Consider the following 25,325-nt stretch of genomic DNA (forward strand, 5'->3'; position numbering starts at 1 on the left):
GCAATGAACGAGCAAACATCGCGCCTGAATCGGGAACGGCGCTTTCTGGTACTGCTGGGGGTGATCTGCCTGGCCCTGATCGGCGGGGCGCTGTACATGCAGATCGTGCTGGGCGAGGCGCCATGCCCGCTGTGCATCCTGCAACGCTATGCCTTGCTGCTGATCGCGCTGTTTGCCTTCATCGGTGCGGCCATGCCCGGCAAACGCAGCCTGACCGTGCTCGAAGGCCTGGTGGTGCTCAGCGCCATCGGCGGTATCGCCGCTGCCGGTAATCATGTGTACATTCTGGCCAATCCAGCGGTCAGTTGCGGCATCGATACCCTGCAACCGATCGTCGACGGCCTGCCGCTGGCGTCGGTGCTGCCACTGGTGTTCCAGGTCGATGGTTTCTGCTCCACGCCGTACCCGCCGGTCATGGGCCTGTCCCTGGCGCAATGGGCCCTGGCGGCCTTTATCCTGACCGCCGTTCTGGTGCCTCTGGGCATCTACCGCAACCGCCGCCAGGCTTAGACAAAAGTCATGTGTTGACGCAAGTCCGTTGCGCAATGAGATTTGCAAAGTTTGTCGCACCAGACTTGATCCTGATCAAGTCTCGGCCCTTGTAAAACGGGCGTTCCAGGGGTATTGGAAGGGGTGCGACAAACTGTCGCGAAACTGATTTTTCAGGCGCTATTGTTACGTAATCGGTAAAGGACTGTTGCTCAATAAGTCATAGTCAACGATTGGTTACCTATCTACAATCGCCCCCAATTTCCGTTCGGCACCGCTTGCGAGTCGCAGGATTAAAGGAGCCCAGGCTCTTTTCGCTGACTCTGACGAGCATCGCCTGCGGCGATGCCGGGCTGACCCCCCTCCGTGATTTCCCGCACCAAATGGAATTGGTCTGAAGACAGGCCTGTTGCCTACTGAAGTCAAAACAATAAACACCGTAATACCCGGTTTATGCCGAGCCGCCGCAGCTGGCCTCAAGGCATGACCGTATTCGATCCCATAAATGCTGACGCTTGGCAGGACGAAGTGTTGGCGACCAAAACACAAATTGCATTGAAGCAAGCTGCTCTAGAGGTCGTGAGATGAGTAAAAAGCGTTACCCCAGACTGTTTGGCATTCTGCCCTTTTTAGGCATGCTTTTACTCAGTGGGTGCAACTGGACCCTGCTCGACCCGAAGGGCCAGGTCGGCATTGAGCAAAAGAACCTTATCCTGATCGCTACCGGCTTGATGTTGCTGGTGGTGATTCCTGTCATTTTCATGACCCTGGCGTTTGCCTGGAAGTATCGCGCTTCCAACAAGGCAGCCACCTACACCCCGGACTGGTCGCACTCGACCAAGATCGAAGTGGCGGTCTGGACCATCCCGGTGCTGATCATCATTGCCCTGGGTTACGTCACCTACAAGACCACCCATGAGCTGGACCCGTATCGTCCGCTGGTTTCCGACGTGAAGCCGGTGCAGATCGACGTGGTCGCCCTGGACTGGAAATGGCTGTTCATCTACCCGGAACAAGGCATTGCCACGGTCAACAAGATCGTCTTCCCGGCCAACACCCCGGTCAACTTCCGCGTGACCTCCGATTCGGTGATGAACTCCTTCTTCATCCCGGGCCTGGGCGGGCAGATCTACGCAATGGCTGGCATGACCACCAAACTGCACCTGATCGCCAACGAGAACGGTGAGTTCGACGGTATCTCCGCCAACTACAGCGGTGCTGGTTTCACCGGTATGAAGTTCAAGGCAACCGCCACCTCCCAGGCTGATTTCGAAGCATGGGTGAACGAAGTCAAGCAATCGCCTAAACAGCTGGATGCGGCTGAATACGCGGCATTGGCCAAAACGAGCGAAAACAATCCAGTCGCGCTGTACAGCGTGGCCTCGCCTGAGCAGTTCCAGTCCATCGTCGACAAGTACGAAGGCATGAACCGCGGTCGGCCGGTCCACGAAAAAGAGCAGAGCAAAGAAGCGGCCGGTACCGAAGGGATGGACGTGACTATGCATTCAGCTGCTGGGGCAGAGGAGTAAGAGATGTTCGGTAAACTAAGTCTGGATGCGATTCCGTATCACGAGCCGATAGTCATGGTGACACTTGCCATGATCGCGCTCGGCGGTATTGCGTTGATCGGTGCAATCACCTATTTCAAGAAATGGACCTACCTGTGGTCCGAGTGGCTGACTTCGGTCGACCACAAGAAAATCGGGGTGATGTACATCATCGTCGCGATGATCATGCTGCTGCGCGGCTTTGCCGACGCCATCATGATGCGCACGCAGCTGGCCATGGCCACCGGCGGTTCCGAGGGCTACCTGCCTCCCGAACACTATGACCAGATCTTCACCGCTCACGGTGTGATCATGATCATCTTCATGGCAATGCCATTCTTCACCGGCCTGATGAACCTGGCCCTGCCTCTGCAGATCGGTGCACGTGACGTTGCCTTCCCGTTCCTGAACTCCCTGAGCTTCTGGCTGCTGGTGTCCGGCGTCGTGCTGGTCAACGTCTCCCTGGGTGTTGGTGAGTTCGCCAAGACCGGCTGGGTCGCCTATCCACCGCTGGCGGGTATCCAGTACAGCCCTGGCGTGGGTGTCGACTACTACATCTGGGCGCTACAGCTATCGGGTCTGGGTACGACGCTAACGGGTGTCAACTTCCTCGCCACCGTGCTGAAAATGCGCGCCCCTGGCATGAAGCTGATGGACATGCCGATCTTCACCTGGACCTGCACCTGGGCCAACGTGCTGATCGTCGCTTCGTTCCCGATCCTGACCGCTGCACTGGCTCTGCTGACTGTTGACCGTTATCTGGACTTCCACATTTTCACCAACGAGCTTGGTGGGAACCCGATGATGTACGTCAACCTGTTCTGGGCCTGGGGTCACCCTGAGGTTTACATCCTGATCCTGCCGGCCTTCGGTGTGTTCTCGGAAGTCACCTCGACCTTCGCCGGCAAACGCCTGTTTGGCCACAAGTCGATGATCTACGCTTCGGGCGCGATCGCGGTACTGGGCTTTGCGGTATGGCTGCACCACTTCTTCACCATGGGTTCGGGCGCCAGCGTCAACACCTTCTTCGGTCTGGCGACCATGCTGATCTCGATTCCGACCGGGGTGAAGCTGTTCAACTGGCTGTTCACGATCTACCAGGGCCGTCTGCGCTTCACCGCACCGGTGCTGTGGACCCTGGGCTTCATGGTGACCTTCTCGATCGGTGGTATGACCGGCGTACTGCTGGCTGTTCCAGGTGCTGACTTCGTCCTGCACAACAGCCTGTTCGTAATCGCTCACTTCCACAACGTGATCATCGGTGGTGCGGTGTTCGGCTACATTGCCGGCTTCGCCTTCTGGTTCCCGAAAGCCTTCGGTTTCACCCTGAACGAGAAGTGGGGCAAAGCTGCCTTCTGGTTCTGGATCTCCGGTTTCTACGTGGCCTTCATGCCGCTGTACGCACTGGGCTTCATGGGTATGACCCGTCGTCTGAACCACTCCGACAACCCACTGTGGGAACCCTACCTGTACGTAGCCGTGTTCGGCGCCGTGCTGATCCTGTTCGGTATCGCTTGCCAGCTGATCCAGCTGTACGTCTCGATCCGCGACCGCAAGGACAACATGGATGTGACCGGCGACCCATGGGGCGGCCGTACCCTGGAATGGTCGACTTCGTCGCCACCGCCGTTCTACAACTTCGCCAGCATGCCTGAGAATGTCGATCTGGATGCATGGCACGAAACCAAGCAAGCCGGTAAGGCTTACAAGGTTCCAGCCAAGTACGAAGCGATCCACATGCCGAACAACACCTCTACCGGTGTGTTCATGGGTGCCTTGCTCACCGTATTCGGTTTCGCCTTCATCTGGCACATCTGGTGGCTGGTCGGCGCAAGCCTGATCGGTACCATCGCGGTCTTCGTCGCCCACGCTGCTCGTGACGACCAGGGCTACATGGTTCCAGCCGAGGAAGTGGCGCGCATCGAAGGTGAGCGCATGAAGTCCCTGGGCCTGGCTACCGGTACCCCGGTTGGCGCACGTGTCGAATCGTTTGAACGGGTTTAATCAATGTCCAGTCATGTAATTAACGCTGATACTCATGCTCATGGTCACGACCATGGGCATGACGACCACCACCACGACTCGGGCCAGATGACCGTATTCGGTTTCTGGCTGTACCTGATGACCGACTGCATCCTGTTTGCGTCGCTCTTCGCCACCTACGCGGTGCTGTCCGGCAGTTTTGCCGGCGGCCCGTCGGGTCACGACATTTTCCAGCTGGACTTTGTCGCGGTCGAAACCGCACTGCTGCTGTTCTCGAGTATCACCTTCGGCTTCGCCATGTTGCAGATGTTCAAAGGCAACAAGGGCGGCGTGCTGGGCTGGTTGGCTGTCACCTTCCTGTTCGGTGCCGGCTTCATCGCGATGGAAGTCTATGAGTTCCATCACCTGATCGCCGAGGGCTTCGGCCCGCAGCGCAGTGGCTTCCTGTCGGCGTTCTTCGCGCTGGTCGGTACCCACGGCCTGCACGTGACCGCAGGTCTGATCTGGATGGCGGTGATGATGTACCAGATCAACAAGCACGGTATCACCGGTACCGCTAAGACCCGCATGAGCTGCCTGAGCCTGTTCTGGCACTTCCTGGACGTGGTCTGGATCTGCGTGTTCACCGTCGTGTATCTGCTGGGGGTTCTGTAAATGGCTAACGCACATAACAGCCACGCCGAGGGCAACCACGGTAGCGTCAAGTCCTACGTGATCGGTTTCATCCTGTCGGTGATCCTGACGGCGATTCCGTTCGGCCTGGTGATGTTCCCGAGCATGCCGAAGGACATCACGATCATGATCGTGGTGGCCCTGGCGGTCATTCAGGTCGTGGTTCACCTGGTGTACTTCCTGCACATGGACCGTTCCGCCGAGCAGCGCTCCAACGTGTCGACCTTCCTGTTTACAGCGATGGTCATTGCACTGTTGGTCGGCTTGTCGCTGTGGATCATGTTCAGCATCCACACCAGCATGATGGCGAAGTGAGGTAAGACGACATGTCCGTTAAGCACTTTATCCAAATCACCAAACCGGGGATCATTTTCGGTAACGTGCTTTCTGTGGCAGGCGGTTTTTTCCTTGCCGCGCAAGGGCATGTCGACTTCATGCTGTTCCTGGCCACGGTGATTGGCACTTCGCTGGTGGTGGCGTCCGGTTGCGTGTTCAACAACTGCATCGACCGTGACATCGACATCAAGATGGAGCGCACCAAGAACCGTGCGATGGTCCAGGGCCAGATCTCGCTGAACGTCGCGCTGGCCTACGCCACCCTGCTCGGGGTGGCCGGCCTTGGCCTGCTGTATGTGCAGGCCAATGCCCTGGCGGCGCTGTTCGGCCTGATCGGCTTTGTCATCTACGTCGGCTTCTACAGCCTGTACCTCAAGCGCAAATCGGTGCACGGCACCCTGGTGGGCAGCCTGTCCGGTGCCATGCCTCCGGTGATCGGCTACTGCGCGGTGAGCAACAGCTTCGACCTGGCTGCACTGACCCTGCTGGTGATGTTCAGCCTGTGGCAGATGCCGCATTCCTACGCCATTGCGATCTTCCGCTTCAACGACTACCTGGCCGCATCGATTCCGGTGCTGCCGGTCAAGCGTGGGATCCTGGTGGCGAAGAAGCACATCCTCTGGTACATCGTGGCGTTCCTGGTCGCGACCCTGATGCTGACCCTGGGCGGCTACGCGGGCATGAGCTACCTGGCCGTTGCCGCCGCCATGGGCATGTACTGGCTGTACATGGCCTGGACCGGCTACAAGGCAGTGGACGATCGCCTGTGGGCACGCAAGCTGTTCGTGTTCTCGATCTTCACCATCACTGCCCTGAGCGTGATGATGTCGCTGGACACCAAGGTGCCGACCGAGCTGTTGCTGACTTACGCGCACTGATTCATCCGCGTGTAACAAAAACGCCCCAGGCTGCAGAGCCTGGGGCGTTTTTGTTTGTGCCGGTGGGCTCATCGCGGGTCAAGCCCGCTCCCACAGGAATTGCATCAACCCTGTAGGAGCGGGCTTGTCCCGCGATCGATAGTGAACGCCACAACGACCGAATCTGCTGTTGACAAGTACCCGGGGTTTGCCGGATTTTAGCGCGGCGCGGGTAAGGAGTATCTGCGTATGGCCAGAGGATGCTGGCCGTGATTGACCACACAAGGGATTGTCCATGACCGAGCCAAACGCCGTTGCTCAACGGGCGTGCCTCGCGCTGCTGCGCGAACGCCATACCTCTGCGCACCTCGATACCGCCTTGCAGGTACTCGACTGCCTGTTCCGCCGCCGCAGCCTGGCACCGGGTCAGGACGACGAGTTGTCGGCTGAAGTGCTCGAGCCGCATCTGGATAAAGTCCTCAGCGCGATCGAAGCCGGCCAGCGCATCGAAATGGTCCTGCCAGCCTTCCCGGGCAAGTCGCCGAACCGGCAGAAAACCCTCAGCCACCTACCGGACCTTGCCGAGCGTCACGCCATCGACGAACTGCAGCACCTGTGCGCTGAAATCCAGGCGCTGTATGCGCCGGGCGCGTTGATTCACATTTGTTCCGACGGCTACGTGTTTTCCGACCTGGTGCGTGTGCCCGATGCCCACGTCAAGGCTTACACCGACGAAATCCAGCGTTACGCCGAGCAGCATTATCCGCACAGCTTCGCCTTGTTCGATCTCAAGGATGCCTACCCACAACTGGGCTGCCTGGACTCCATGCGCGAGGAGCTGATGATCGAGTATGGCCAGTCGCTGATCGCACTGGGCCAGCGCTTTCAGGATGAGCCACACATGATGCTGATGTACTGCGGCATTCACCGTTTTCTGTCCGAGGATTACTCGGGGCTTGCCGAGTTCGCCGGCATGAGCCTCAACGCCGTGAAGAAGATCGCCAAGCCGGCGTCGCAACGGGTGATCCAGCGCAGCGAAGCCTGGAGCGCGCTGTTGCAGGCGCGCTACCCACAGTGCCTGCGGTTGTCGATTCACCCGCAGTTGGCCGTGTCACAGAAGATCGGCATCCGCCTGGTGCCCACCAGCGACCTGTGGCGTACGCCCTGGCACTCGGTAGCGATCAAGCGCCGCGGGGTGGTGATGCTCGACAAGCGCAGCAATATCGACGAGCGCTACAGCCGCCTGGTGTTCCGCCAGGGCCGCCCCTGCCACTACGCCAGTGCGCAATGATGCTTCCAGCATTGACGGCAGATGCCGTGATTTTCGACCTCGACGGTACCTTGGTCGATACCTTGCCGGACATCGTCTGGTGCCTGAACCGGGTGCTGCAGGATCAGGGCTATCAGCCGCTGCCACGGGAGACCATCAGCGCCTATGTCGGCGGTGGAACCGGGGCGATGCTCGAGCGTGTCGCCGCGCGCCTGGGCATTGCCGATGACAAGGCCCTGCATACCCATTACATCGCCTGCTACCAGCAGCACCTGGTGCAGTTCTCGCGACCGTTCGAGGGCGTGCTGGAAATGCTCGAGGGCTGTCGCCAATTGCAATTGCCGATGGCCATCGTCACCAACAAGGCCCACGACATGGCGTTGCAGGTGGCTGGGCAGCTGTTCCCCTCAAACACCTTCGAAATCGTTCTTGGCCAGCGCCGTGGCCACCCGCTCAAACCCCAGCCGGATGCTGCCCTGGAAGCGGCCCGGCATCTGGCGGTGGAACCCTCCCGCTGCCTGTTCGTCGGCGATACCGTCATCGACCTGATGACCGCACGCGCAGCCGGCATGCACGCCGCTGGCGTGACCTGGGGCTACGGTCGGGCCTATGCCTTGCAAGCACAGACGGCGGACCTGTACTGCGATCAACCGGCAGACCTGCTGCATGCCGTGCAGCGGGCCAACCCAACCTGCGTGGCTGGCGCTATTGCCAGCCCGCTCTGATACACCACCTCTCAAGGAAGAAAGGTCATGCAACACAAGGACACCTGGATCAAGGCGGTCAGCGATGTGCTGGCAGGTTATCTGCTCAAGGACAACGACGATCGGTTCGACAGGGCAGGTCGGGCCAGCCTGGCCACCAGCCTTGCCCACTTCTACGATCAACAGGCGCCGGTACGCCTGGTGTTGCCGGGCTTCCCGTGCAAGTCGCCGAATGCCCGCGACCAGACGTTCGGTGTGCTGCCAGATTACGGCGAAGCCATGGCCATCGAGCGTCTGGACCAACTGGGCCAGGAGATCGCGGCGCTGTACGCGCCAGGTTGCGTGGTATCGATCCTGAGTGACGGCACGACCTTCAACGATATCGTCGGCGTGCCCGACGACGTGCGCAAAGCCTACAACCAGGCATTGCGCGAGTTGTGCACCACCCACACGATCAACTGGGTAAGCATGGAAGACCTGTTCCCCCAGGCCAGCAGCGCCGATGCCGTGCGCGCCACGCTGGTCAAGCAGGCCCGGCTGCCGTGGAAGAACGTCGAGGCGCTGATCGCGCAGAGTCGCCATGACGAGACCCTCAGTCATGCCCACGACAAGCTCTGCAGCCACCTCTACAACGACCTGCGCCTGTGCCGCGAAGCGGGGCAGAGCGAAGACGAGCACCTGCTGCAGATCGGCTACAAGGCCTATCAGATGATGTTCCGCGGGCAAGCGCTGAATGCCGCGGTCAATCGCTTCTTCCCGGACGACATTCGTCTGTCGGTGCATCAGTACGACAATGCCGGGCCGAAGTTCACCCTGGCCTTGGCTGATGGCCTGACACGGGTTTCCAGCCCCTGGCATGCGGTGCCGGTGCGTCATCTGGATGGCAGCCAAACGCTGCGCACCCGGGCTGAAGTGGATATCGACCGGCACCTGCTGGTGCAGTACCAGGGGCGCCCCTGGCTGTACCACGAAACCACCGGCGAGGCGCTGCAGGGCTTTGAATTCGAGCTCCAGAAGCGCCCGTTGTTCGGCTTGCTGGTACGCGCCCCCTTGGGCCTGGGCTTTGAGCGTTTCTCGACGCAATTGCTCGAAGCCTTGGTGGAAACCTTCGGTTTTGTCTGCCTGCGCGGCTGCACCTTCGAAGACCGCGACAGCTTCGCCCGCGATTGCGAACGTTTCGGCACCATCTACCAATGGGCCTTCGGCAAGGTGCATGTGGTCAAGCCGGCGGACAAGCCCGAGGGCGTGGTGCACTCGCTGGAGAAGACGCCACTGCATTGGGACCTGAACATGCTGCCGGCCAGCGATGCCCAGGTGCAGCGTGATCCGAAGTTCTGCGCGAGCAAGTTCATGCTCTATTGCAAGACCGCGCCGCAGCCGGGTGAAGGCCAGACCACCATCGTCGACAGCCGCAATGCCCTGCGCAAGGTCGGCAGCCAGGTAGCCCGGCAATGGCAGGCAGTGGACATTACCTATTACACGCGCATGACCTACTTCGGTGGCTCGCCGCGTAGCTACAGCCTGGTGGACCTGCACCCGCGCACCGGTGAACGTATTTTGCGCTACCAGGAAGGCACCGAGTCGACCCTGCAGACCTTGAGCCAGGAAGTGCACGGGTTCGAGGCGCAAGCCCAGCAGGCTTTGCTCGAGCAGCTCAATGCGCTGGTCTATGACGAGGATTGCCTGATCGCCCATGAGTGGGTCGAGGGCGATCTGGTTCTGATCGACAACTACCAGACCCTGCATGGTCGCTTGCCGATGTCGCCGGCTTCGGCTTCGCGCGAGCTCTGGCGGGTTCAGGTCTACTGAGGCGCTGACCCTGACAGCGGGGTGCCCGCTGTCAGGGTTTCTTTCCGTCTGTCGGTGGCGCTCGGGCTGCAATAGCGTGTGCTGGTCCTCAACCTGACAGGATCATGACATGAGCATTTTGACCGTTTACTTTTGTGGCACCGGCTCTCATCGTTTCGACGACAAGAACCCCAACTTCTGGAATGGCGAGCTGGTTTCGACCCTGGCCTCCAACGACCAGGGCAAGGAGTATGCCCACTGGATTGCCGTCGACGGCCCAGGCAGTGGCAACCTGCAGGCCGATGAGTTGTTCGTGGAGCCAGGTGGCTACTACAACTGGAACCAGACCCTGTTTGGCAAAGGCTGGGAGGAAAATGTCCAGCATGCACTGCAGATCATCAAGGGCGAGAGCAACTGGCAGCGCACGGAACTGAGTGAGGAGGAGTATCAGCGCCTGAAAGCCGCTGGCGTCCCAATCCCCAACTCGACGGCAACGGCTTCCTGGTTCTGGCGCACCTACAACTACGGCAACCGCAAGATTACGCCGCAAATGCTCCAGGAGCAGATCATCAAGCAATTTCGCAAGGACGGCATCATCCCCACCCAGGTCAACCTGGTGGGGTGGAGCCGAGGCGGCGTCAGCTGTCACATGCTGGCCAATGCCCTGCTTGGCGATAGTGAGTTGAAGAAGCTTGCGGTGAATATTTTCGCCATCGATCCGGTACCAGGCATTGGCAACTTCGACCACCACCGGGTGCAACTGGGCGAAAACGTCAAGCAGTACGTTGGCTTCTTCTCCCGCGACGAACGCTCCAAAGGTTTCTCCTGCGTGATCCCCAAGACCCATGCCAGCACCCGTTGCCATGTCTACCCGATGCCCGGGCGCCATGCCACTCTGGTGGGCAATGCTGCAGCCGATGGTGCCGCCGGTGGCAAGGTGCTGGCCGAGCCGGGCCTGATCGTTCGCCATTTTGCTGAAGTGTGCCTGACCCGTTGGGGAGTGAAACTGCAGAAAATGCTCAACCTCGGCGAGCGCGACCTGCAGGCCTATCACCAGGTGCTCGCGCGCGACGACAGCAAGTACCAGGCAATGCGCACGCATTCCTACACCGTGCTGACCGAGTCGGAGAAGGGCGAGCGGGCTGTTTCGCTGGGCAGCCAGGGCGCTGGCTTCTCTGCGGTGAAGGGCGGCACCTTGATGCCGCCTGCCGGGTTGGCAGCGCCTATCACCTGGCAGGCATCTTCCTACCAGGAAATTCGCTGAGACATGGCTTAGAAGTCGTAGCGAGCGCTGACACTCACGTTGCGTGGGTCGCCGTAATAGTAGGAGTTATAGAAGCCGACGTTGGTGAAGTACTTCTTGTCGAACAGGTTGTTCAGGTTGACCTGGCCGGAGAGGCTGTCGGTGAACTGATACCGGGTCATCAGGTCGACCAGCCAGTAGGCTTCCTGGGTGTAGTCTTCCCGGCCGCGAACCGGGTTGTTCACCGCTTGCCATGACTTGCCCTGCCAGCGCGCGCCACCCCCAACGGTCATGCGCTCCAGCTCGCCGGGCAGCTTGTAGCTGGTGAACAGGCTGACCTGGTCCTCCGGTTCCCAGGTAGAGATCTTGTCGCCATCGTCATCGCGAATGACCTTGTGGGTATAACCGGCCTGCACCTGCCAGCCGCGGGCCAGTTCCCCGGAAATCTCCGCTTCGTAGCCTTTGGACTTGGCCTTGGTCGCCACATAGGGGCTCAGAACCTGTGACGGTTGCCCGCTGCGGTCCTGTTCGGCGCGGTTGTCTTCATGGATCTCGAAGTAGGCCAGGCTGGCATTGAGGCGCCCGTCGAACCATTCGCCCTTCAGACCGACTTCATAGTTGTCGCCCTCGTTGGGCTCCAGGGTCTTGCCAAAGCGATCCTGGCTGGACTGCGGGTTGAAAATGCTGGTGTAGCTGGCATAGACGGCGTAGGTCGGATTGAGATCGTAGACCACGCCCGCGTAAGGCACGGCGCGTCCGCTTTCCTTCTGATCGCTGTCGCCGGAGCGGGTGAAGTTGGCAAACCGGCTCCCGAGGATCAGTGCCAGATCATCAGTGGGCTTGAAACGCGCAGTGATGTAGCTGGCAGTCTGGCGGGTGGTCAGGTCGTCGGTGCGCGACAGCTTCCAGTCCGGTTCGGCAATGTTGCCGTTCCAGGTGTAGAAGTTGTCGACCCGGTTGTTGTAACCCGCCGCCGCGTCATAGGCCTTGGCATCGAACCTGGCCCGCGAATAGCTGGTGCCGACCACCAACTCGTGCTCGCGCCCGAACAGCTCGAAAGGGCCGGTGGCATAGAGCTCTGCGGTGTCGGTTTTGGTTTCGCCGGTGAACTTGCCCGAGTACAGGGCGCTGCCGCTGCCCGTGCGAGGGTTGGGGGCACCGCCGCTGAGAGAGCCGAGCCTTGCGTGGTAACCGTTGAGCTTGTGGCTCAGCTCGAACTTGGCGACCCAGTCGCTGGCAAAGTGCCGTTCCAGGCTGGCAAATGCGGTACGGGTGTATTGCTCCCAACGGCTCCACTGCGCCCCCGGATTGAACGAACGCGAAACCTTGTTCAGGTTGCCATCGCTGTTGAATATCGGGATGGCCGCCCAACTGGAGCCCCTGGGGTCGTTGTCCTGGTAGTCGGCGCCCAACGTCAGCAGGGTGTCGTCATCCAGGTCCATTTCGACAATGCCGTAGTAGACGCTGGTCTTGCGTTCATAGTGATCCTGGAACGAGTGTTTGTCCTGGAAGGCGGCCACGGCCCGAGCCCGCACGCTGGCGCTGTCGTTGAGTGCGCCAGAGACATCGAGCTCGCTGCGGTAGTTGTCCCAGGAGCCACCGCTGGCGCCGATATGGGCATTGAAGTCGGCGGTGGGTTTCTTGCGTACGAAGTTGATCGCTGCACCAGGTTTGCCGGCACCGGAAAGCAGGCCGTTGGCGCCCTTGATCACCTCGATGCGGTCGTAGATGGCAGTGTCGCTGAGGTTGTTGCCGGCGGCGTTGACGCCGTTATCCAGGGTGGGAATGCCGTCGTACTGGTAGTTCTGGATCGAATAGCCACGGGAATAGTAGGTGGTGCGCTCGCTGTCCAGTCTCGATACCGTGATGCCCGGTGTATGGCGCATCACCTCGTCGATGGCGTTGAGATTGAAGTCATCCATGAACTGGCGGGTGACCACCGAGATCGACTGCGGAGTCTGCTTGGGGGTCAACACCAGGCGGGTGGCAGTGGCGATGGTGCCCGGGGTGTAACTGCCGTTGCCTTCGGTGATGGTCCCCAGCTGGTTACTGATGACCCGGGTTTCGCCAAGTTCCCACACATGATGGTGATGAACGTCGACAGGTTCAGTGTCGTCTTCTGGCGTGGCTGCGTGCAGCCCGGCACTGGCGGCACATAGCGCGATGGCAAGAAGTGTCGGTGTGAACGGGAGGTGCTGGGGGAGGGGGGGAAGCATTGCAGTTCCTTTGAATGCTGGCTAATTAATAAATGTGATACAAATGATTCTCATTATGGTGTCAGGACTGTAATGCAAAAGAAAGGCTTGGCGAGGTATTTTTCTGCAGTTACTGGACACCCGGCGGGCAAAGGCTCTATGGTTTGCCTCGGCCACCGCAGTGGCCAACGTCGCTCGGACGGTTCCGGGCGCTTACGTCTTCGAGGAAGCCATGGCTGACCAAGGTTCGCCGCGCCGCTTTGCGCGCATTGATCGTCTCCCCCCCTACGTCTTCAACATCACTGCCGAGCTCAAGATGGCCGCGCGCCGTCGTGGCGAGGACATCATCGACCTGAGCATGGGCAACCCCGACGGCGCTACGCCGCCGCACATCGTCGAGAAACTGGTGCAGGTCGCCCAGCGTGAAGACACCCACGGCTACTCGACTTCCCGCGGTATCCCACGCCTGCGCCGGGCGATCTCGCGCTGGTACAAGGACCGCTACGAGGTCGAGATCGACCCGGAAAGCGAAGCTATCGTCACCATCGGCTCCAAGGAAGGCCTGGCGCACCTGATGCTCGCCACCCTTGACCATGGCGACACCGTGCTGGTGCCCAACCCCAGCTACCCGATTCACATCTACGGGGCGGTGATAGCCGGTGCCCAGGTGCGTTCGGTGCCGTTGATTCCGGGGGTGGATTTCTTCAACGAGCTGGAGCGGGCAATCCGCGAAACCATCCCGAAACCGAAGATGATGATCCTTGGCTTTCCCTCCAACCCGACCGCGCAGTGCGTCGAGCTGGACTTCTTCGAACGGGTGGTGGCCCTGGCCAAGCAGTACGACGTGCTGGTGATCCACGACCTGGCCTACGCCGACATCGTCTACGACGGCTGGAAAGCACCGTCGATCATGCAGGTGCCGGGGGCCAAGGACATTGCCGTGGAGTTCTTCACCCTGTCCAAGAGCTACAACATGGCCGGCTGGCGGATCGGCTTCATGGTCGGCAACCCCGAGCTGGTCAGCGCCCTGGCACGCATCAAGAGCTACCACGACTACGGCACCTTCACCCCGCTGCAGGTCGCGGCCATTGCCGCGCTGGAAGGCGATCAGCAGTGTGTGCTCGATATCGCCGAGCAGTATCGCCAGCGTCGCAACGTGCTGGTCAAGGGCCTGCACGAGTTGGGCTGGATGGTCGAGAACCCCAAGGCGTCGATGTACGTCTGGGCGAAAATCCCCGAAGAGTACGCGCACCTGGGGTCGCTGGAGTTTTCCAAGAAGCTGCTGGCCGAGGCCAAGGTCTGCGTGTCGCCGGGCATCGGCTTTGGTGATTATGGTGACGACCATGTGCGCTTTGCCCTGATCGAGAACCAGGACCGCATCCGTCAGGCGGTGCGCGGCATCCGGCAGATGTTCAGGGCTGATGGTGTGGGCAGCAAGCCGGCCCAGAAGTAAGCGTACAGGCCATCGCGGGTCAATCCCGCTCCTACAGTGGGAGCGGGATTGCCGCAGCGAAACAACCGTCCGTCAGCGGCGATTTATTTCTGCAATACCCCCCTTCTCAAACATCCGGCAAAGCATAGAATGGCGGCGGGTTTCTCCCTATAACGATAATCAACCTCCCCCCTTCTGATCATGTCCGAACATAATCCTTGTTTGAACTGCGGCGCCTGCTGCGGGTATTTCCGTGTGTCTTTCTTCTGGGGTGAGTGCACGTCGGCGGGTGGTGTCGTGCCCGACGATCTGGTGGTCCAGATCAGCCCCAGCCGCGTGGCGATGATCGGCACCGACAGCAAGCCCTGTCGCTGCATCGGGCTCGAAGGCGAGATTGGCAAAGGTGTGAGCTGCACCTTGTATGAACAACGCTCCAGCCCGTGCCGGGAGTTCGACGCGGCCTGGGTCAATGGCGAAGCCAACCCCAGCTGCGATGCGGCCCGCGCCGCCTATGGGTTGCCACCGCTCGAGGCCAACGAACCGATCTGGCCGGACGAGGGCGCTGAAGTCGCCTGAGGCGCGGCTTGAGGGGTACACTGGCGGGTTCATGAATCGGACAGGAGGTCCCGCGTGACCCGCATGTACAGTTTTCCCGCTGACCTGTGCCTGGAAAGCCCGCGCTTGCAACTGCGCCCGATGGTGCTCGAGGATGCCGACGCATGGTTTGCCATCATGGCCGACCCGCAGGTCATGCGTTACTGGCACCACCGTCCCTGGCAAGCGCTGACCGAGGCACGGGCGGCATTGGCCGAAGACCGCGCCGCTTATGCCGCTGGGCAGATGCTGAAGCTGGGCATCTACCGGCGCGACAACAGCGAACTGATCGGCATGAGCCAATTGTTCAACCTGGAGCCCACTTCGCGCCGCGGGGAAATCGGCTACTGCCTGGCCAGTGCTGCCCAAGGCCGTGGTTTCATGGACGAGGCGCTGACCTGTTTCATTGACTACCTGGCTCACGGCCTGCACTTGCGGCGCCTGGAGGCCGAAATCGACCCGCGCAACCACGGCTCGGCACGCACCCTGGAGCGTCAGGGGTTTGTGCTCGAAGGGTTGCTGCGCCAGCGCTGGTGTGTCGCCGGTGAGCTGTCGGACTCGGGGCTATACGGGCTGCTGCTCGATCAGGCGCCAATGGAAGGTTGAATACTCAAGCGCGGCAGCGCAGTCTGCGCTATTGTCGCGCGCTCTTTGACCAGCCAAATGGATTTACTGGTGCCCCTGAACTACCTGACCCTCAGCCTCGCCTGCTACCTGACCTGCCTGTTCCTTGAGGCTTGTGCCCGTGAGCACGATGTGATGCGTGGCATGCACGCCCTGGCCCTGGGGGTCTTGGGCGGCTCCTTCTGGTATGCCAATCCGCTGTATTTCGCCGCCCTGGTGATGCACCGCAAACAACCACGGGTGGCCCTGTACCTGGGGTGCGCTGCGCTGTTGCTCAGTGGCTCGATGGTGCCGCTGGGCTGGTTCGACTTGACCCCGGTACCCGATTCGCCCAACGGTCCGGGGCTGCTGATCGGCTACTACGTGTGGTTGCTGGCGATGGCGCTGTTCATCCTTGGCCAGTGGCGCTACCGCCAGGAACCTGCGGGTAGCAGCAGGGTACCGCTGCTGGGCTGGCCGGGCTGGGTGCTGGTCGCTGGCATCGTAGTCAGTGTGCCGCTGGCATTCACGCCCTGGAGTAAAGTGCCGTTTCGGTCGGTCCCCGAGCAGGTACCGTGCATTGAGTGCGGAGGCAACTGATGGCCCGTTTCTACGTTGCAATCACCCTGGCGTTGTACCTGTTGAGCCTGTGCTTCAAAGCCATCTACCTGTCGGCTGACGGCTCTCTGCATGCTTTGCAGGTGCTGCTGCTCGGGCCTTGGGGCATTGTCATGCAGATCTACGGCTGGTTTGCCAACCCGTTGCTGGGGCTGGCGATCCTGATGCACCGGCGTTGGCGCTGGCTGGCCCTGGTGCTTGGCCTTGGCGCGCTGTACCTGGCGCTCAGCGCGCTGCAAGTCGAGCGTCTGCCAGACAATCACAGCTACAGTTTTCTCGACGTCACCGGCTTTGGCCCCGGTTATTACGTCTGGCTGCTATCGATCGGCTTCTTCTGCGTAGCGCAGGCCTGGTGGTGCCGACAGGGGGTCAAAGGTGCGCAGATGCCGGGTTGGCACTGGCTTGATGGCGGCCTGGCAATCGTGCTCAACATTGCCATCGTCTACGCGATCCAGACGCCGAGCCTGCACTTTCAGCTAAAGAAAGTGATCGAGCCACCGACGCCGGTCCAGATCGACAAGGGCGCCATCTAGCATGCCGACCACGATCAGCCCGCTCCCACCCAAGACGGAGTCCGCAGCATGAACCGCCCATTTTTGCTCCTCGGCCTATTGGTCTGTGGATCTTCAATAGCCCAGGCCCAGGACGAGTACGCCCCGGCCTACACAGCCTGCATGAAAACCGCCGAGTCCACCCTGGCCATGAACAACTGCAACGGCGCCGAGATCAAGCGCCAGGACAGCCGCCTCAACAGCGCCTACAAAAAGGCCATGGCCGCTCTCGAAGGCCCTCAGCAAACCCAGCTGCGTGAGGCCCAGCGGGCCTGGATCAAGTACCGCGACGCCAACTGCAACCTGTATTACAGCCTCACCGGCGGCACTATCGACCAGCTCAATGGCGCCGGGTGCATCCTCGGCAGCACCCGGGACCGGGCAGACGAACTGCAGGCATTGCTGCAGCCCTGAGATCAGCGCCGGGCGGCGCGCTCGCGCAGGTACTCGCGCACTTCGCGCTGATCGCCGGCAAACTCGATGCGCTGGGCCTTGCTGTCGCGCTGGTAGGCGTACATCGGGTCATAGTATTCGCTGAGCAGGCCGCTGATCCAGGCGCGGTGCAGCTCCACCGCGCCACTGCGCAGTTGTTCCTGTAGCGCTTGCTGGAGCAACGCCGACAGTCGCTGGTAGCGCTCGCCGCCCAGGCGTTTGAGGATATTGGCCATGCTCCGGGTCAGGCGTTCGGCAAACAGCCTGAAGCCGTTTTCATCACCGTGCAGGGCAACGAACTCGGCGCACAGGTTGATCACGTAATCGCCGAGAATCCGCTCGACGCGGTTGTCAAAGCTGTCTTCCAGCCACACCAGCGGGTAACCCTGCATGCCCTGGTACAGCTCTAGCGGCACCGTGCAGCTGCCGACGATGCGGCCCTCATCTTCCAGCACAAACTGCTCGATGCCCCGGGCGCGTTTCTTCAGCACATCGATGGCCAGGCCGTTCTCGAAGTCAATCTGCCCCGGCTGGCCGGTGGCGCGCTTGCCAAAGCTGGAACCGCGGTGGTTGGCGTGGCCTTCCAGGTCAATGGTGTTATCCAGCAGTTGTAGCACTTCGGTCTTGCCGGTACCGGTGAGGCCGCCGATCAGCACGAAGTCGCACTCCGCCACGGCCTGCCGGGTGGTCTCGATCAGGAACGTGCGCATTGCCTTGTAACCGCCGACCACTTTCGGATAGTCGATGCCGGCTTCAGCCTTGAGCCACTGCTGGACGATCTGCGAACGCAGGCCACCGCGAAAGCAGTAGAGGTAACCTTCTGGGTTGGCCCGGGCGAACGCGGCCCAGGCGGCAATGCGCTGGTCCTTGGTCTGGCCGCTGACCAGTTGATGGCCGAGGGCGATGGCGGCCTGCTGGCCCTGCTGCTTGTAGCAGGTGCCGACCTTTTGCCGCTCAAGGTCGTTCATCAGCGGCAGGTTGCTGACATTGGGGAAGGCGCCCTTGGTGAATTCGACCGGGGCGCGCAGGTCCATCATGGCTACATCGTTGAGAAACAGCTGGCGGTAGTCGGTGCAGTTGTCACGCATCAAAGCACCTCAACCGCATGGCTCTGTCGCTCCACCAGCTCGCCGATCGGCGCCAGGTTCAGGCCCAGTTCGGCGGCGACGGCGAGAAACTCCGTTTCACCTTCCGGGGTCACCGCCACCAGCAGCCCGCCGCTGGTTTGTGGATCGCACAGCAGGTGCTTCTGCTCATCGCTCAGGGGCGCGATCTTGTCGCCGTAGCTGTCGAAGTTGCGCAGGGTTCCGCCGGGCACGCAGCCTTCGGCCAGGTAATGCTCGACGCTCGGCAGGCGGGGCACCGCGTTGTAGTTCAGGCGTGCGCTCAGGCCGCTGCCGTCGGCCAACTCCACCAGGTGGCCAAGCAGGCCGAAGCCGGTGACGTCGGTCATGGCCTTGACCGCGGCCAGCTTGCCGAAGCGGCTGCCGGGAGTGTTCAGGGTGCACATCCAGTCGCGGGCCAGGCCCTTGTCCTGATCGCGCAGCTTGGCCTTTTTCTCGGCGGTGGTGAGGATGCCGATACCCAAGGGTTTGGTCAGGTACAGACGGCAACCTGCCGTGGCGGTGTCGTTACGCTTCATGTGACGCTTTTGCACCACGCCGGTTACCGCCAGGCCAAAGATCGGCTCGGGGGCGTCGATGGAGTGGCCGCCAGCCAGGGGAATGCCGGCCTCTGCGCACACGGCACGGCCGCCGCGGATCACTTCACGGGCCACTTCCGGGGCCAGCACATTGACCGGCCAGCCGAGAATGGCGATGGCCATCAGCGGGTCGCCGCCCATGGCGTAGATATCGCTGATGGCGTTGGTGGCGGCAATGCGGCCGAAGTCATAAGGGTCATCGACGATCGGCATGAAGAAGTCGGTGGTCGAAACCACACCGCGTTCGTCATCGAGGGCGTAAACTGCCGCGTCATCGCGCGAAGCGTTGCCGACCCAGAGTTTCGGGTCCAGCGCCTGGGTACCGCTTTCGGCGAGAATCACCTCGAGCATCTTCGGAGAGATCTTGCAGCCACAACCGGCACCGTGGCTGTACTGGGTCAGGCGAATCGTTTCGCTCATACGCACCTCGAAAAATCGTCAAGGCCCGAGTGTAGCAAAGCTGGCCTTTGCGCCGATGCCTCTTATAATTTCCGGGGTGGCCCGTACCGGCCCTTTCCCCGCTATTGAACCGGAGAATCCCCATGCTCAAACGTCCCCTGGCGCTGTTTGCCGGTCTGCTATTGTCCTGCACGTCTTACCTGGCCCAGGCGGCCGATACCCTGCGGGTCAGCGCGATCCCTGACGAAGCGCCCACCGAACTGCTGCGCAAGTTCAAGCCGTTGGGTGAGTATCTGGAGCAGAAGCTGGGGATGAAAGTCGAGTTCGTGCCGGTGGCAGACTACCCGGCGGTGGTCGAGTCGCTGGTCGCCAACAAGCTGGATATGGCCTGGCTGGGCGGTTTCACTTTCGTGCAGGTGCACCTCAAGGATCCGACAGCCACGCCTTTGGTACAGCGTGAACAGGACGCCAAGTTCACCAGCAAATTCATCACCGCCAACCCGGATGTGAAGAGCCTCGCCGATCTGAAGGGCAAGACCTTTGCCTTCGGTTCCATTTCGTCCACCTCGGGCAGCCTGATGCCGCGCTACTTCATGCTCAAGGATGGCATCAAGCCTGAAACCTACTTCAGCCGCGTCGCCTATTCCGGTGCCCACGATGCTACGGCGGCGTGGGTCCAGGCCGGCAAGGCCGACGGTGGGGTACTCAACGCCAGCGTCTGGGAAAAGCTGGTGGCCTCGGGCAAGGTCGATACCAATAAGGTGAAGGTGTTCGCCACCACCCCAAGCTACTTCGATTACAACTGGACCGTGCGCGGCAGCCTCGACCCGGCGCTGAAAGACAAGATCAAACAGGCGTTCCTCGACCTCGATCCGGCCAAGCCCGCCGACAAGGCCATCCTCGACCTGCAGGCCGCCAGCCGCTTTATCGAAACCAGCCCGGACAACTACAAGGGCATCGAAGAGGCCGCGCGCGCCGCCGAACTGCTGAAATGACCATCCGTTTGACCGGCGCCAGCCTGCGCCATGGCCAGGTCCAGGCCCTGCACGGCATTGACCTGCAGATTGGCGCCGGCGAGCGGGTGGCGATCATCGGCCCTTCGGGGGCGGGCAAGTCGAGCCTGTTGCAGTTGCTGGGCACTGCCCTGGCCCCCAGTACCGGCGCCGTCGAGCTGCTCGATGTGGCGCCCTGGCGCTTGTCGGCCGGGGCGCGTCAGCGCCTGCGCGCGCGCATCGGCCTGATCCATCAGGCGCCGCCGCTGCCACCGCGCCAGCGGGTGGTGACGGCGGTGCTGGCCGGGCGCCTGGGGCAGTGGAGCACCTTGCGCGGGCTGCTCAATCTGCTGCACCCGGCGGACGTTCCGGGTGTACGCGAAGTGCTGACGAGCCTGGGCATGGCCGAGAAGATTTTTGTCCAGTGCGGGCAGCTGTCCGGTGGCCAGTTGCAGCGGGTCGGCATTGCCCGGGCACTGTATCAGCAACCACAGATTCTGCTGGCTGACGAGCCGGTTTCGGCCATGGACCCGGTGCTGGCCGAACACAGCCTGAAAACCCTCAACCAGCATGCCAATGAGCGCGGCGTGACCCTGATCGCCAGCCTGCATGCGGTAGAGCTGGCGCTGGCGCATTTCCCGCGGGTGATTGGTGTTCGAGAAGGGCGGATCGTCTTTGATCGCCCGGCGAGCGAGGTCTCCAGCGACATGCTCGATGGCTTGTATGCCAACGAACATCTGGTGTCGCCGCCGCTACCGCTGCCAGCGTTGAACCTGCAGATTCCCCGATGCTGAAGGCCGATAGCCGCGACCCGGCGGCACTGCCCAGGGTGCTGCTGGCGCTGCTGGCGATTGCCCTGTTGTGGCCAGCCATCCGCCTCAGCGAACTGAACCCCGGCGTATTGCTGCAGGCCGACAACCGCCGGGAGATGGCCACTTTCCTCAGCGCCTTCTGGCCGCCGGCCCATGAGCCTGACTTCCTTCGGCTGCTTTTGGATGCCACCTTGCAGACCCTGGCAGTGGCTACTGCCGGCATGACCCTGGCCTTGCTGCTGGCGATCCCGGCCAGCCTGCTGGCCAGCCGGGCGCTGTCGTTGCGCGCTGCCTCACGGGGCGGGCGCCTGGGCTTCTGGTCGCGCACCTTGCGTCTGCCGGTGCGCGCCTTGTTGATCTTCCTGCGTAGCGTGCCGGAGATCGTCTGGGCGCTGTTGTTCGTCCGCGCGGTCGGCCTGGGCCCGACCGCCGGGGTGCTGGCCATCGCCATTACCTACAGCGGCATGCTTGGCAAGGTCTACGCGGAGATCTTCGAATCGGTCGACCAGCGCCCGGCCCATGCCCTGTTGCAGGCCGGCAGCAGCCGCTTGAGCGCGTTTTTTTACGGCATCCTGCCCGCTGCGGCGGCGGAGCTGGTGTCCTACACGGTGTACCGCTGGGAATGCGCGATCCGTGCCTCGGTGGTGATGGGCTTTGTCGGCGCGGGCGGGTTGGGCCAGCAGATCGACCTGTCCATGCGCATGTTCGCAGGCGCCGAGGTAGCAAGCATGCTGCTGACGTTTCTGCTGCTGGTATGGCTGGCCGACCAGCTCAGTCGCCTGCTGCGCGGGAGGTTGGCATGAGAGCGTTGGTCAACACGGCGCTGGTGCTGGCGCTGTTGGCGGCGGTGGCAGCTTCGTTCGCTTATTTGAGTCTTGATCTGCAGGCGCTGTTTGGCGATGGCGGGTTAGGGCAGATGGGTGCTTACGCGCTGCGATTCCTCAGCCCCGACCTGAGCCCCGATCACCTGCGGGCGGTTGGCAAAGGCGCACTGGAAACCCTGGCCATGTCAGGGCTGGGTACCTTGCTTGCGGTGGTGCTCGGCCTGTTGCTGGCCTTGCCGGCAGCCGGGCGTTTTGGCTGGCCGTTGCAAGGCGTAGCGCGCCTGCTGCTCAACGCATTGCGGGCGATTCCGGAGCTGGTGTGGGCGGCCTTGACCGTCCTGGCCGCGGGCCTTGGACCGAATGCCGGCACGCTGGCCTTGGCCTTGCATACCTCAGGCGTACTCGGCCGCCTGTTCGCCGAAGCGCTGGAAAACACCCCGCCAGAACCGGCTGCGGCCATTCGCCTGCAAGGCGGCAGCCAGGTCACGGCGTTCTGCTTCGGCACCTTGCCCAACCTCTGGCCGCAGTTGCTGGCCTACAGCCTGTACCGCTGGGAGAACAACATCCGCATGGCCAGCGTACTGGGTTTTGTTGGTGCCGGTGGCCTGGGGCAGATGCTCTACACCACCCTGAGCCTGTTCCAGGAAGCCCAGGCCAGCACGGTGATCATCGCCATGCTGGTGCTGGTGTTGCTGGTGGATGCCTTGAGTGACGTGCTCAGGCAGCGGTTTGTGCGGGCTTGATCAGTCCGCTGGCTTTGTTTACCGCGATGTGCCCGGATCAGAAGTCCCAGCGGGTGCTCAGCATGAAATTGCGTGGCTCACCATAAGCCGCCGAGTTATAGAAACCGACGTTGGTGTAGTAGTACTTGTCGAAAAGGTTGTTGATGTTGAGCGTTGCCGACAGGTGTTCGCTGAACTGGTAACGGGTCATCAGGTCCACCAGCCAGTAGGACTCCTGGGAGATGTCTTGGTAATGCCCGAGAGGGGCGTTGTAGATCGATTGCCAACCCACGCTTTGCCAGCGCGCGCCGGCGCCGACGGTCAGGTTTTCCAGGCGACCGTTGAGCTTGTAGCTGGTGTACAGGCTGACCTGGTCCTCCGGTTCAAAGGTCGAGATCTTTTGATCATTGTCATCGCGCACGATCTTGTGGGTGTAGCCGGCCTGCAACTGCCAGCCCGGGCTGAGCTCCCCGGAAATCTCCAGCTCATACCCTTTAGTCACCGCCTGGGTGCCTTTGAAGGCGTAGTTGGGTGGCGTGGGTTGCAGGTTGTTGTAGTCATCATCGGGCATGGAGCGGTTGTCTTCATGCACCTCGAAGTAGGCCAGGCTGCTGTTCAGGCGGCCTTCGAAAAAGTCCGCCTTCAGGCCCAACTCGTAGTTCTGCCCTTCGTCCGGTTCGAGCAGCTTGCTGTCGCGGTCTTTGTTCCAGCTTTCCTGGGGCATGAAAATGTCGGTGTAGCTGGCGTACACCGAATAGGTGTCGTTGAGGTCATAGACTGCGCCGACGTAAGGCACGAAGCGTCCCGACTCCTTGTAGGACGGGTTCAGGCCTGTCAGGTGATAGTTCACGACGCGACCGCCAAGAAAGACTTTCAGGTCATCGCTGAGGTTCAGCCGGGTGGTCATGTAGGCGCCGGTCTGGCGCACCACATCATCGCTACGTTGGGACACCGGGCCCCAGTCAGGCTCGGGGAAATTGCCGTTCCAATGATTGAAATCGACAATGTTGGGACCGCGATGGGTCACGTCCCAGTAGCCCTTGCCTTTCCAGTGCGAGGTACCGATCGAACCACCCAGCACCAGCTCATGCTCGCGTCCCAGTAGCGTGAAGGGCCCGCTGACATAGAGATCGGCCGAGTCGCTGGTGGTTTCGCCAGTGTACTTCTGCGCGTTGATGCTGGCGCTGCCATCGGGCTTGGGCTGGTCGAACTGAATCGAGCCAAGCGCGGCATGGTAGCCATTGATCTTGTGGTCCAGTTGCAGCTTGGTGACCCAGCCATCGCCCAGCTCATGTTCGAGGGTGGCGAACACGGTGCGGGTGTATTGCTCCCAGCCGCTCCAGTCGGTGCCGTTGTTGAACGAGCGCGAGACGCTGTTGTGACCACCCGCGGAGTTGATCAGCGGGAAGCTCCCCGACCAGCTCGAGCCTTTGGGGTTGCTGTCCTGATAATCGCCGCCCACGGTCAACATCGTGTCAGGTGACAGATCAAACTCGAGGATGCCGTAGTACACCGAGCTTTTACGCGAGTAGTGGTCCATGAACGAGTTCTTGTCCTGGTAGGCCGCCACCGCCCGGCCACGGACATTGCCGGTGTCGGTCAGGGGCCCGCTGAGGTCCAGTTCGCTGCGGTAGTTATCCCAGGAGCCCATCCCGGCGCTGGCGTGGCCCTGGAAATCAGCGGTGGGTTTTTTACGCACCAGATTGATGGTGGCGCCCAGGGACCCGGCACCGGTCAACAGTCCTGTGGCGCCTTTAAGTACCTCGACACGGTCATAGATGGCCATGTCGCTCAGGGTATTGCCCGCCGAATAGGCGACGTTGCGTACGGTGGAGGGAATGCCGTCGTACTGGAAGTTGTTGATGGAAAAACCACGGGCGTAATAGTTGGTACGGTCGCTGTCGAAGGCCGAGACGGTGATGCCGGGTGTATGGCGCATCACGTCATCAACGTTGTTGAGGCCGAAGTCATCCATGTGCTGGCGAGTGATGACGGTGATCGACTGCGGGGTTTGCCGGGGTGTCAGGACCAGGCGCGTTGCCGTGGCGATAGTGCCTGGGGTATAGGAGCCCGTACCTTCGGTAACCGTGCCTAGCTGGTTACTGATAATACTGGTGGCGCCCAGCTCCAGTGCCGAACCCGGGGCAGGGCGGCGCACGAGCATGACTGCATTCGCGCCGTTGGGCTCGAAGCCCAGCTGTGTGCCTGCCAGCAGTTGGGCCAGCGCTTGTTGGCTGGTCATCTGGCCACTGACACCGGACGATTGCACACCTTGGGCCAGATCTGCCGAATAGGCGATCTGCAAGCCACTCTGCTCGCTCAATTGATCGAGGGCGTTGGCCAGTGGTTGTGCGGCAATGGCGAAATCGTGGGTGCTCAACACCTGGTTGCCAATCGGTGTGTCGATGATCTCGGCGGCTATGGCGTTGCTACAGGCCAGGTAGATGGCCAGTGCCAGGATGCTATGGGCGTGGGTTGGGTGGAGTGCTGGAAGGTGCATGCGAGCCCCGTTCTGAATAGGAATTATTTGCAAGCGCAAAAACCTTGACGGGTTGAAAGC

General features: G+C 61.4%; 24 protein-coding genes. 20 read left to right on the plus strand and 4 right to left on the minus strand.

Features of this window, described 5'->3' with window-relative positions; translation table 11 throughout:
* Positions 1 to 3 precede the first annotated feature (3 nt).
* From KHO53_RS14745 to KHO53_RS14790, 10 genes are all read left to right on the plus strand, one after another.
* Positions 4 to 510 (plus strand): disulfide bond formation protein B, encoded by a 507-nt coding sequence (locus tag KHO53_RS14745; RefSeq protein WP_010223517.1) that lies wholly within the window; start codon positions 4 to 6, stop codon positions 508 to 510.
* Between the two features lie 563 nt (positions 511 to 1,073).
* Positions 1,074 to 2,018: a ubiquinol oxidase subunit II gene (gene cyoA / locus KHO53_RS14750; RefSeq protein ID WP_010223516.1), complete on the plus strand. Its 945-nt coding sequence runs from the start codon at positions 1,074 to 1,076 to the stop codon at positions 2,016 to 2,018.
* Positions 2,019 to 2,021: 3 nt separating this feature from the next.
* A complete protein-coding gene (gene cyoB, locus KHO53_RS14755) occupies positions 2,022 to 4,040 on the plus strand; it encodes a cytochrome o ubiquinol oxidase subunit I (RefSeq protein ID WP_010223515.1) in 2,019 nt (672 codons plus the stop codon).
* Positions 4,041 to 4,043: 3 nt separating this feature from the next.
* Complete coding sequence (locus KHO53_RS14760) at positions 4,044 to 4,673, plus strand: cytochrome o ubiquinol oxidase subunit III (protein WP_026001353.1); 630 nt, start codon at positions 4,044 to 4,046, stop codon at positions 4,671 to 4,673.
* Entirely contained in the window at positions 4,674 to 5,006 is a 333-nt protein-coding gene (gene cyoD, locus KHO53_RS14765) for a cytochrome o ubiquinol oxidase subunit IV (RefSeq protein ID WP_010223513.1), read from the plus strand.
* Between the two features lie 11 nt (positions 5,007 to 5,017).
* The gene (gene cyoE, locus KHO53_RS14770; protein ID WP_213570447.1) at positions 5,018 to 5,905 is read left to right on the plus strand and encodes a heme o synthase; all 888 of its coding nucleotides are present in this window, start codon (positions 5,018 to 5,020) and stop codon (positions 5,903 to 5,905) included.
* A gap of 274 nt (positions 5,906 to 6,179) precedes the next feature.
* Entirely contained in the window at positions 6,180 to 7,175 is a 996-nt protein-coding gene (locus KHO53_RS14775; protein WP_010223511.1) for an isocyanide synthase family protein, read from the plus strand.
* Positions 7,175 to 7,879, plus strand: coding sequence for an HAD family hydrolase (locus tag KHO53_RS14780; protein ID WP_036993883.1), 705 nt, complete (start codon positions 7,175 to 7,177; stop codon positions 7,877 to 7,879). The genes KHO53_RS14775 and KHO53_RS14780 overlap by 1 nt, the downstream gene beginning before the upstream one ends.
* A 27-nt stretch (positions 7,880 to 7,906) precedes the next feature.
* A complete protein-coding gene (locus tag KHO53_RS14785) occupies positions 7,907 to 9,667 on the plus strand; it encodes an isocyanide synthase family protein (protein WP_010223509.1) in 1,761 nt (586 codons plus the stop codon).
* A 109-nt stretch (positions 9,668 to 9,776) separates the two neighbouring features.
* The gene (locus KHO53_RS14790; protein WP_010223508.1) at positions 9,777 to 10,910 is read left to right on the plus strand and encodes a hypothetical protein; all 1,134 of its coding nucleotides are present in this window, start codon (positions 9,777 to 9,779) and stop codon (positions 10,908 to 10,910) included.
* 8 nt (positions 10,911 to 10,918) lie between these two features.
* On the opposite strand, the gene KHO53_RS14795 is transcribed toward KHO53_RS14790, so the two are convergent.
* Complete coding sequence (locus tag KHO53_RS14795; protein WP_283772001.1) at positions 10,919 to 13,105, minus strand: TonB-dependent siderophore receptor; 2,187 nt, start codon at positions 13,103 to 13,105, stop codon at positions 10,919 to 10,921.
* A 211-nt stretch (positions 13,106 to 13,316) separates the two neighbouring features.
* Here KHO53_RS14795 and alaC point away from each other — a divergent pair, with 211 nt between their 5' ends.
* From alaC to KHO53_RS14825, 6 genes are all read left to right on the plus strand, one after another.
* Complete coding sequence (alaC, locus tag KHO53_RS14800; protein ID WP_010223506.1) at positions 13,317 to 14,537, plus strand: alanine transaminase; 1,221 nt, start codon at positions 13,317 to 13,319, stop codon at positions 14,535 to 14,537.
* Positions 14,538 to 14,717: 180 nt separating this feature from the next.
* Positions 14,718 to 15,092 carry a YkgJ family cysteine cluster protein gene (locus KHO53_RS14805; protein ID WP_010223505.1) on the plus strand — a complete coding sequence of 125 codons (375 nt, stop codon included), beginning with the start codon at positions 14,718 to 14,720 and terminating at the stop codon, positions 15,090 to 15,092.
* Between the two features lie 54 nt (positions 15,093 to 15,146).
* A complete protein-coding gene (locus tag KHO53_RS14810; protein WP_159388122.1) occupies positions 15,147 to 15,716 on the plus strand; it encodes a GNAT family N-acetyltransferase in 570 nt (189 codons plus the stop codon).
* Positions 15,717 to 15,785: 69 nt separating this feature from the next.
* Entirely contained in the window at positions 15,786 to 16,313 is a 528-nt protein-coding gene (locus KHO53_RS14815; protein ID WP_145997583.1) for a hypothetical protein, read from the plus strand.
* Positions 16,313 to 16,864, plus strand: a complete 552-nt coding sequence (locus KHO53_RS14820; protein WP_036993889.1) for a hypothetical protein — start codon at positions 16,313 to 16,315, stop codon at positions 16,862 to 16,864. Before KHO53_RS14815 ends, KHO53_RS14820 begins: the two co-directional genes overlap by 1 nt.
* A 48-nt stretch (positions 16,865 to 16,912) precedes the next feature.
* A complete protein-coding gene (locus KHO53_RS14825; RefSeq protein WP_213570448.1) occupies positions 16,913 to 17,296 on the plus strand; it encodes a lysozyme inhibitor LprI family protein in 384 nt (127 codons plus the stop codon).
* Positions 17,297 to 17,298: 2 nt separating this feature from the next.
* On the opposite strand, the gene mnmH is transcribed toward KHO53_RS14825, so the two are convergent.
* Together mnmH and selD are read right to left on the minus strand one after the other, a co-directional pair.
* Positions 17,299 to 18,402, minus strand: a complete 1,104-nt coding sequence (gene mnmH, locus KHO53_RS14830; protein ID WP_010223500.1) for a tRNA 2-selenouridine(34) synthase MnmH — start codon at positions 18,400 to 18,402, stop codon at positions 17,299 to 17,301.
* Positions 18,402 to 19,436: a selenide, water dikinase SelD gene (gene selD / locus KHO53_RS14835; RefSeq protein WP_010223499.1), complete on the minus strand. Its 1,035-nt coding sequence runs from the start codon at positions 19,434 to 19,436 to the stop codon at positions 18,402 to 18,404. Before selD ends, mnmH begins: the two co-directional genes overlap by 1 nt.
* Before the next feature lie 122 nt (positions 19,437 to 19,558).
* Between selD and KHO53_RS14840 the strand changes: the two genes are divergently transcribed.
* The 4 genes from KHO53_RS14840 to phnE are packed head-to-tail and all read left to right on the plus strand — an operon-like array spanning position 19,559 to position 22,786.
* Positions 19,559 to 20,410: a putative selenate ABC transporter substrate-binding protein gene (locus KHO53_RS14840; protein ID WP_010223498.1), complete on the plus strand. Its 852-nt coding sequence runs from the start codon at positions 19,559 to 19,561 to the stop codon at positions 20,408 to 20,410.
* Positions 20,407 to 21,201: a phosphonate ABC transporter ATP-binding protein gene (locus tag KHO53_RS14845; RefSeq protein ID WP_010223497.1), complete on the plus strand. Its 795-nt coding sequence runs from the start codon at positions 20,407 to 20,409 to the stop codon at positions 21,199 to 21,201. Before KHO53_RS14840 ends, KHO53_RS14845 begins: the two co-directional genes overlap by 4 nt.
* The gene (locus tag KHO53_RS14850; RefSeq protein WP_213570449.1) at positions 21,195 to 22,022 is read left to right on the plus strand and encodes a PhnE/PtxC family ABC transporter permease; all 828 of its coding nucleotides are present in this window, start codon (positions 21,195 to 21,197) and stop codon (positions 22,020 to 22,022) included. Before KHO53_RS14845 ends, KHO53_RS14850 begins: the two co-directional genes overlap by 7 nt.
* Positions 22,019 to 22,786, plus strand: a complete 768-nt coding sequence (phnE, locus tag KHO53_RS14855) for a phosphonate ABC transporter, permease protein PhnE (RefSeq protein WP_010223495.1) — start codon at positions 22,019 to 22,021, stop codon at positions 22,784 to 22,786. The genes KHO53_RS14850 and phnE overlap by 4 nt, the downstream gene beginning before the upstream one ends.
* Positions 22,787 to 22,823: 37 nt before the next feature.
* On the opposite strand, the gene KHO53_RS14860 is transcribed toward phnE, so the two are convergent.
* The gene (locus tag KHO53_RS14860; protein WP_213570450.1) at positions 22,824 to 25,265 is read right to left on the minus strand and encodes a TonB-dependent siderophore receptor; all 2,442 of its coding nucleotides are present in this window, start codon (positions 25,263 to 25,265) and stop codon (positions 22,824 to 22,826) included.
* Positions 25,266 to 25,325 lie beyond the last annotated feature (60 nt).

The sequence above is a fragment of the Pseudomonas sp. RC2C2 genome, from assembly GCF_018390435.1.
Classification (GTDB): domain Bacteria; phylum Pseudomonadota; class Gammaproteobacteria; order Pseudomonadales; family Pseudomonadaceae; genus Aquipseudomonas; species Aquipseudomonas donghuensis.

Coding starts and splice junctions, on each gene's coding strand:
- KHO53_RS14745 (WP_010223517.1), top strand. CDS start 4: ATGAACGAGCAAACATCGCGCCTGAATCGGGAACGGCGCTTTCTGGTA.
- cyoA (WP_010223516.1), top strand. CDS start 1,074: ATGAGTAAAAAGCGTTACCCCAGACTGTTTGGCATTCTGCCCTTTTTA.
- cyoB (WP_010223515.1), top strand. CDS start 2,022: ATGTTCGGTAAACTAAGTCTGGATGCGATTCCGTATCACGAGCCGATA.
- KHO53_RS14760 (WP_026001353.1), top strand. CDS start 4,044: ATGTCCAGTCATGTAATTAACGCTGATACTCATGCTCATGGTCACGAC.
- cyoD (WP_010223513.1), top strand. CDS start 4,674: ATGGCTAACGCACATAACAGCCACGCCGAGGGCAACCACGGTAGCGTC.
- cyoE (WP_213570447.1), top strand. CDS start 5,018: ATGTCCGTTAAGCACTTTATCCAAATCACCAAACCGGGGATCATTTTC.
- KHO53_RS14775 (WP_010223511.1), top strand. CDS start 6,180: ATGACCGAGCCAAACGCCGTTGCTCAACGGGCGTGCCTCGCGCTGCTG.
- KHO53_RS14780 (WP_036993883.1), top strand. CDS start 7,175: ATGCTTCCAGCATTGACGGCAGATGCCGTGATTTTCGACCTCGACGGT.
- KHO53_RS14785 (WP_010223509.1), top strand. CDS start 7,907: ATGCAACACAAGGACACCTGGATCAAGGCGGTCAGCGATGTGCTGGCA.
- KHO53_RS14790 (WP_010223508.1), top strand. CDS start 9,777: ATGAGCATTTTGACCGTTTACTTTTGTGGCACCGGCTCTCATCGTTTC.
- KHO53_RS14795 (WP_283772001.1), bottom strand. CDS start 13,105: ATGCTTCCCCCCCTCCCCCAGCACCTCCCGTTCACACCGACACTTCTT.
- alaC (WP_010223506.1), top strand. CDS start 13,317: ATGGCTGACCAAGGTTCGCCGCGCCGCTTTGCGCGCATTGATCGTCTC.
- KHO53_RS14805 (WP_010223505.1), top strand. CDS start 14,718: ATGTCCGAACATAATCCTTGTTTGAACTGCGGCGCCTGCTGCGGGTAT.
- KHO53_RS14820 (WP_036993889.1), top strand. CDS start 16,313: ATGGCCCGTTTCTACGTTGCAATCACCCTGGCGTTGTACCTGTTGAGC.
- KHO53_RS14825 (WP_213570448.1), top strand. CDS start 16,913: ATGAACCGCCCATTTTTGCTCCTCGGCCTATTGGTCTGTGGATCTTCA.
- mnmH (WP_010223500.1), bottom strand. CDS start 18,402: ATGCGTGACAACTGCACCGACTACCGCCAGCTGTTTCTCAACGATGTA.
- selD (WP_010223499.1), bottom strand. CDS start 19,436: ATGAGCGAAACGATTCGCCTGACCCAGTACAGCCACGGTGCCGGTTGT.
- KHO53_RS14840 (WP_010223498.1), top strand. CDS start 19,559: ATGCTCAAACGTCCCCTGGCGCTGTTTGCCGGTCTGCTATTGTCCTGC.
- KHO53_RS14845 (WP_010223497.1), top strand. CDS start 20,407: ATGACCATCCGTTTGACCGGCGCCAGCCTGCGCCATGGCCAGGTCCAG.
- KHO53_RS14850 (WP_213570449.1), top strand. CDS start 21,195: ATGCTGAAGGCCGATAGCCGCGACCCGGCGGCACTGCCCAGGGTGCTG.
- phnE (WP_010223495.1), top strand. CDS start 22,019: ATGAGAGCGTTGGTCAACACGGCGCTGGTGCTGGCGCTGTTGGCGGCG.
- KHO53_RS14860 (WP_213570450.1), bottom strand. CDS start 25,265: ATGCACCTTCCAGCACTCCACCCAACCCACGCCCATAGCATCCTGGCA.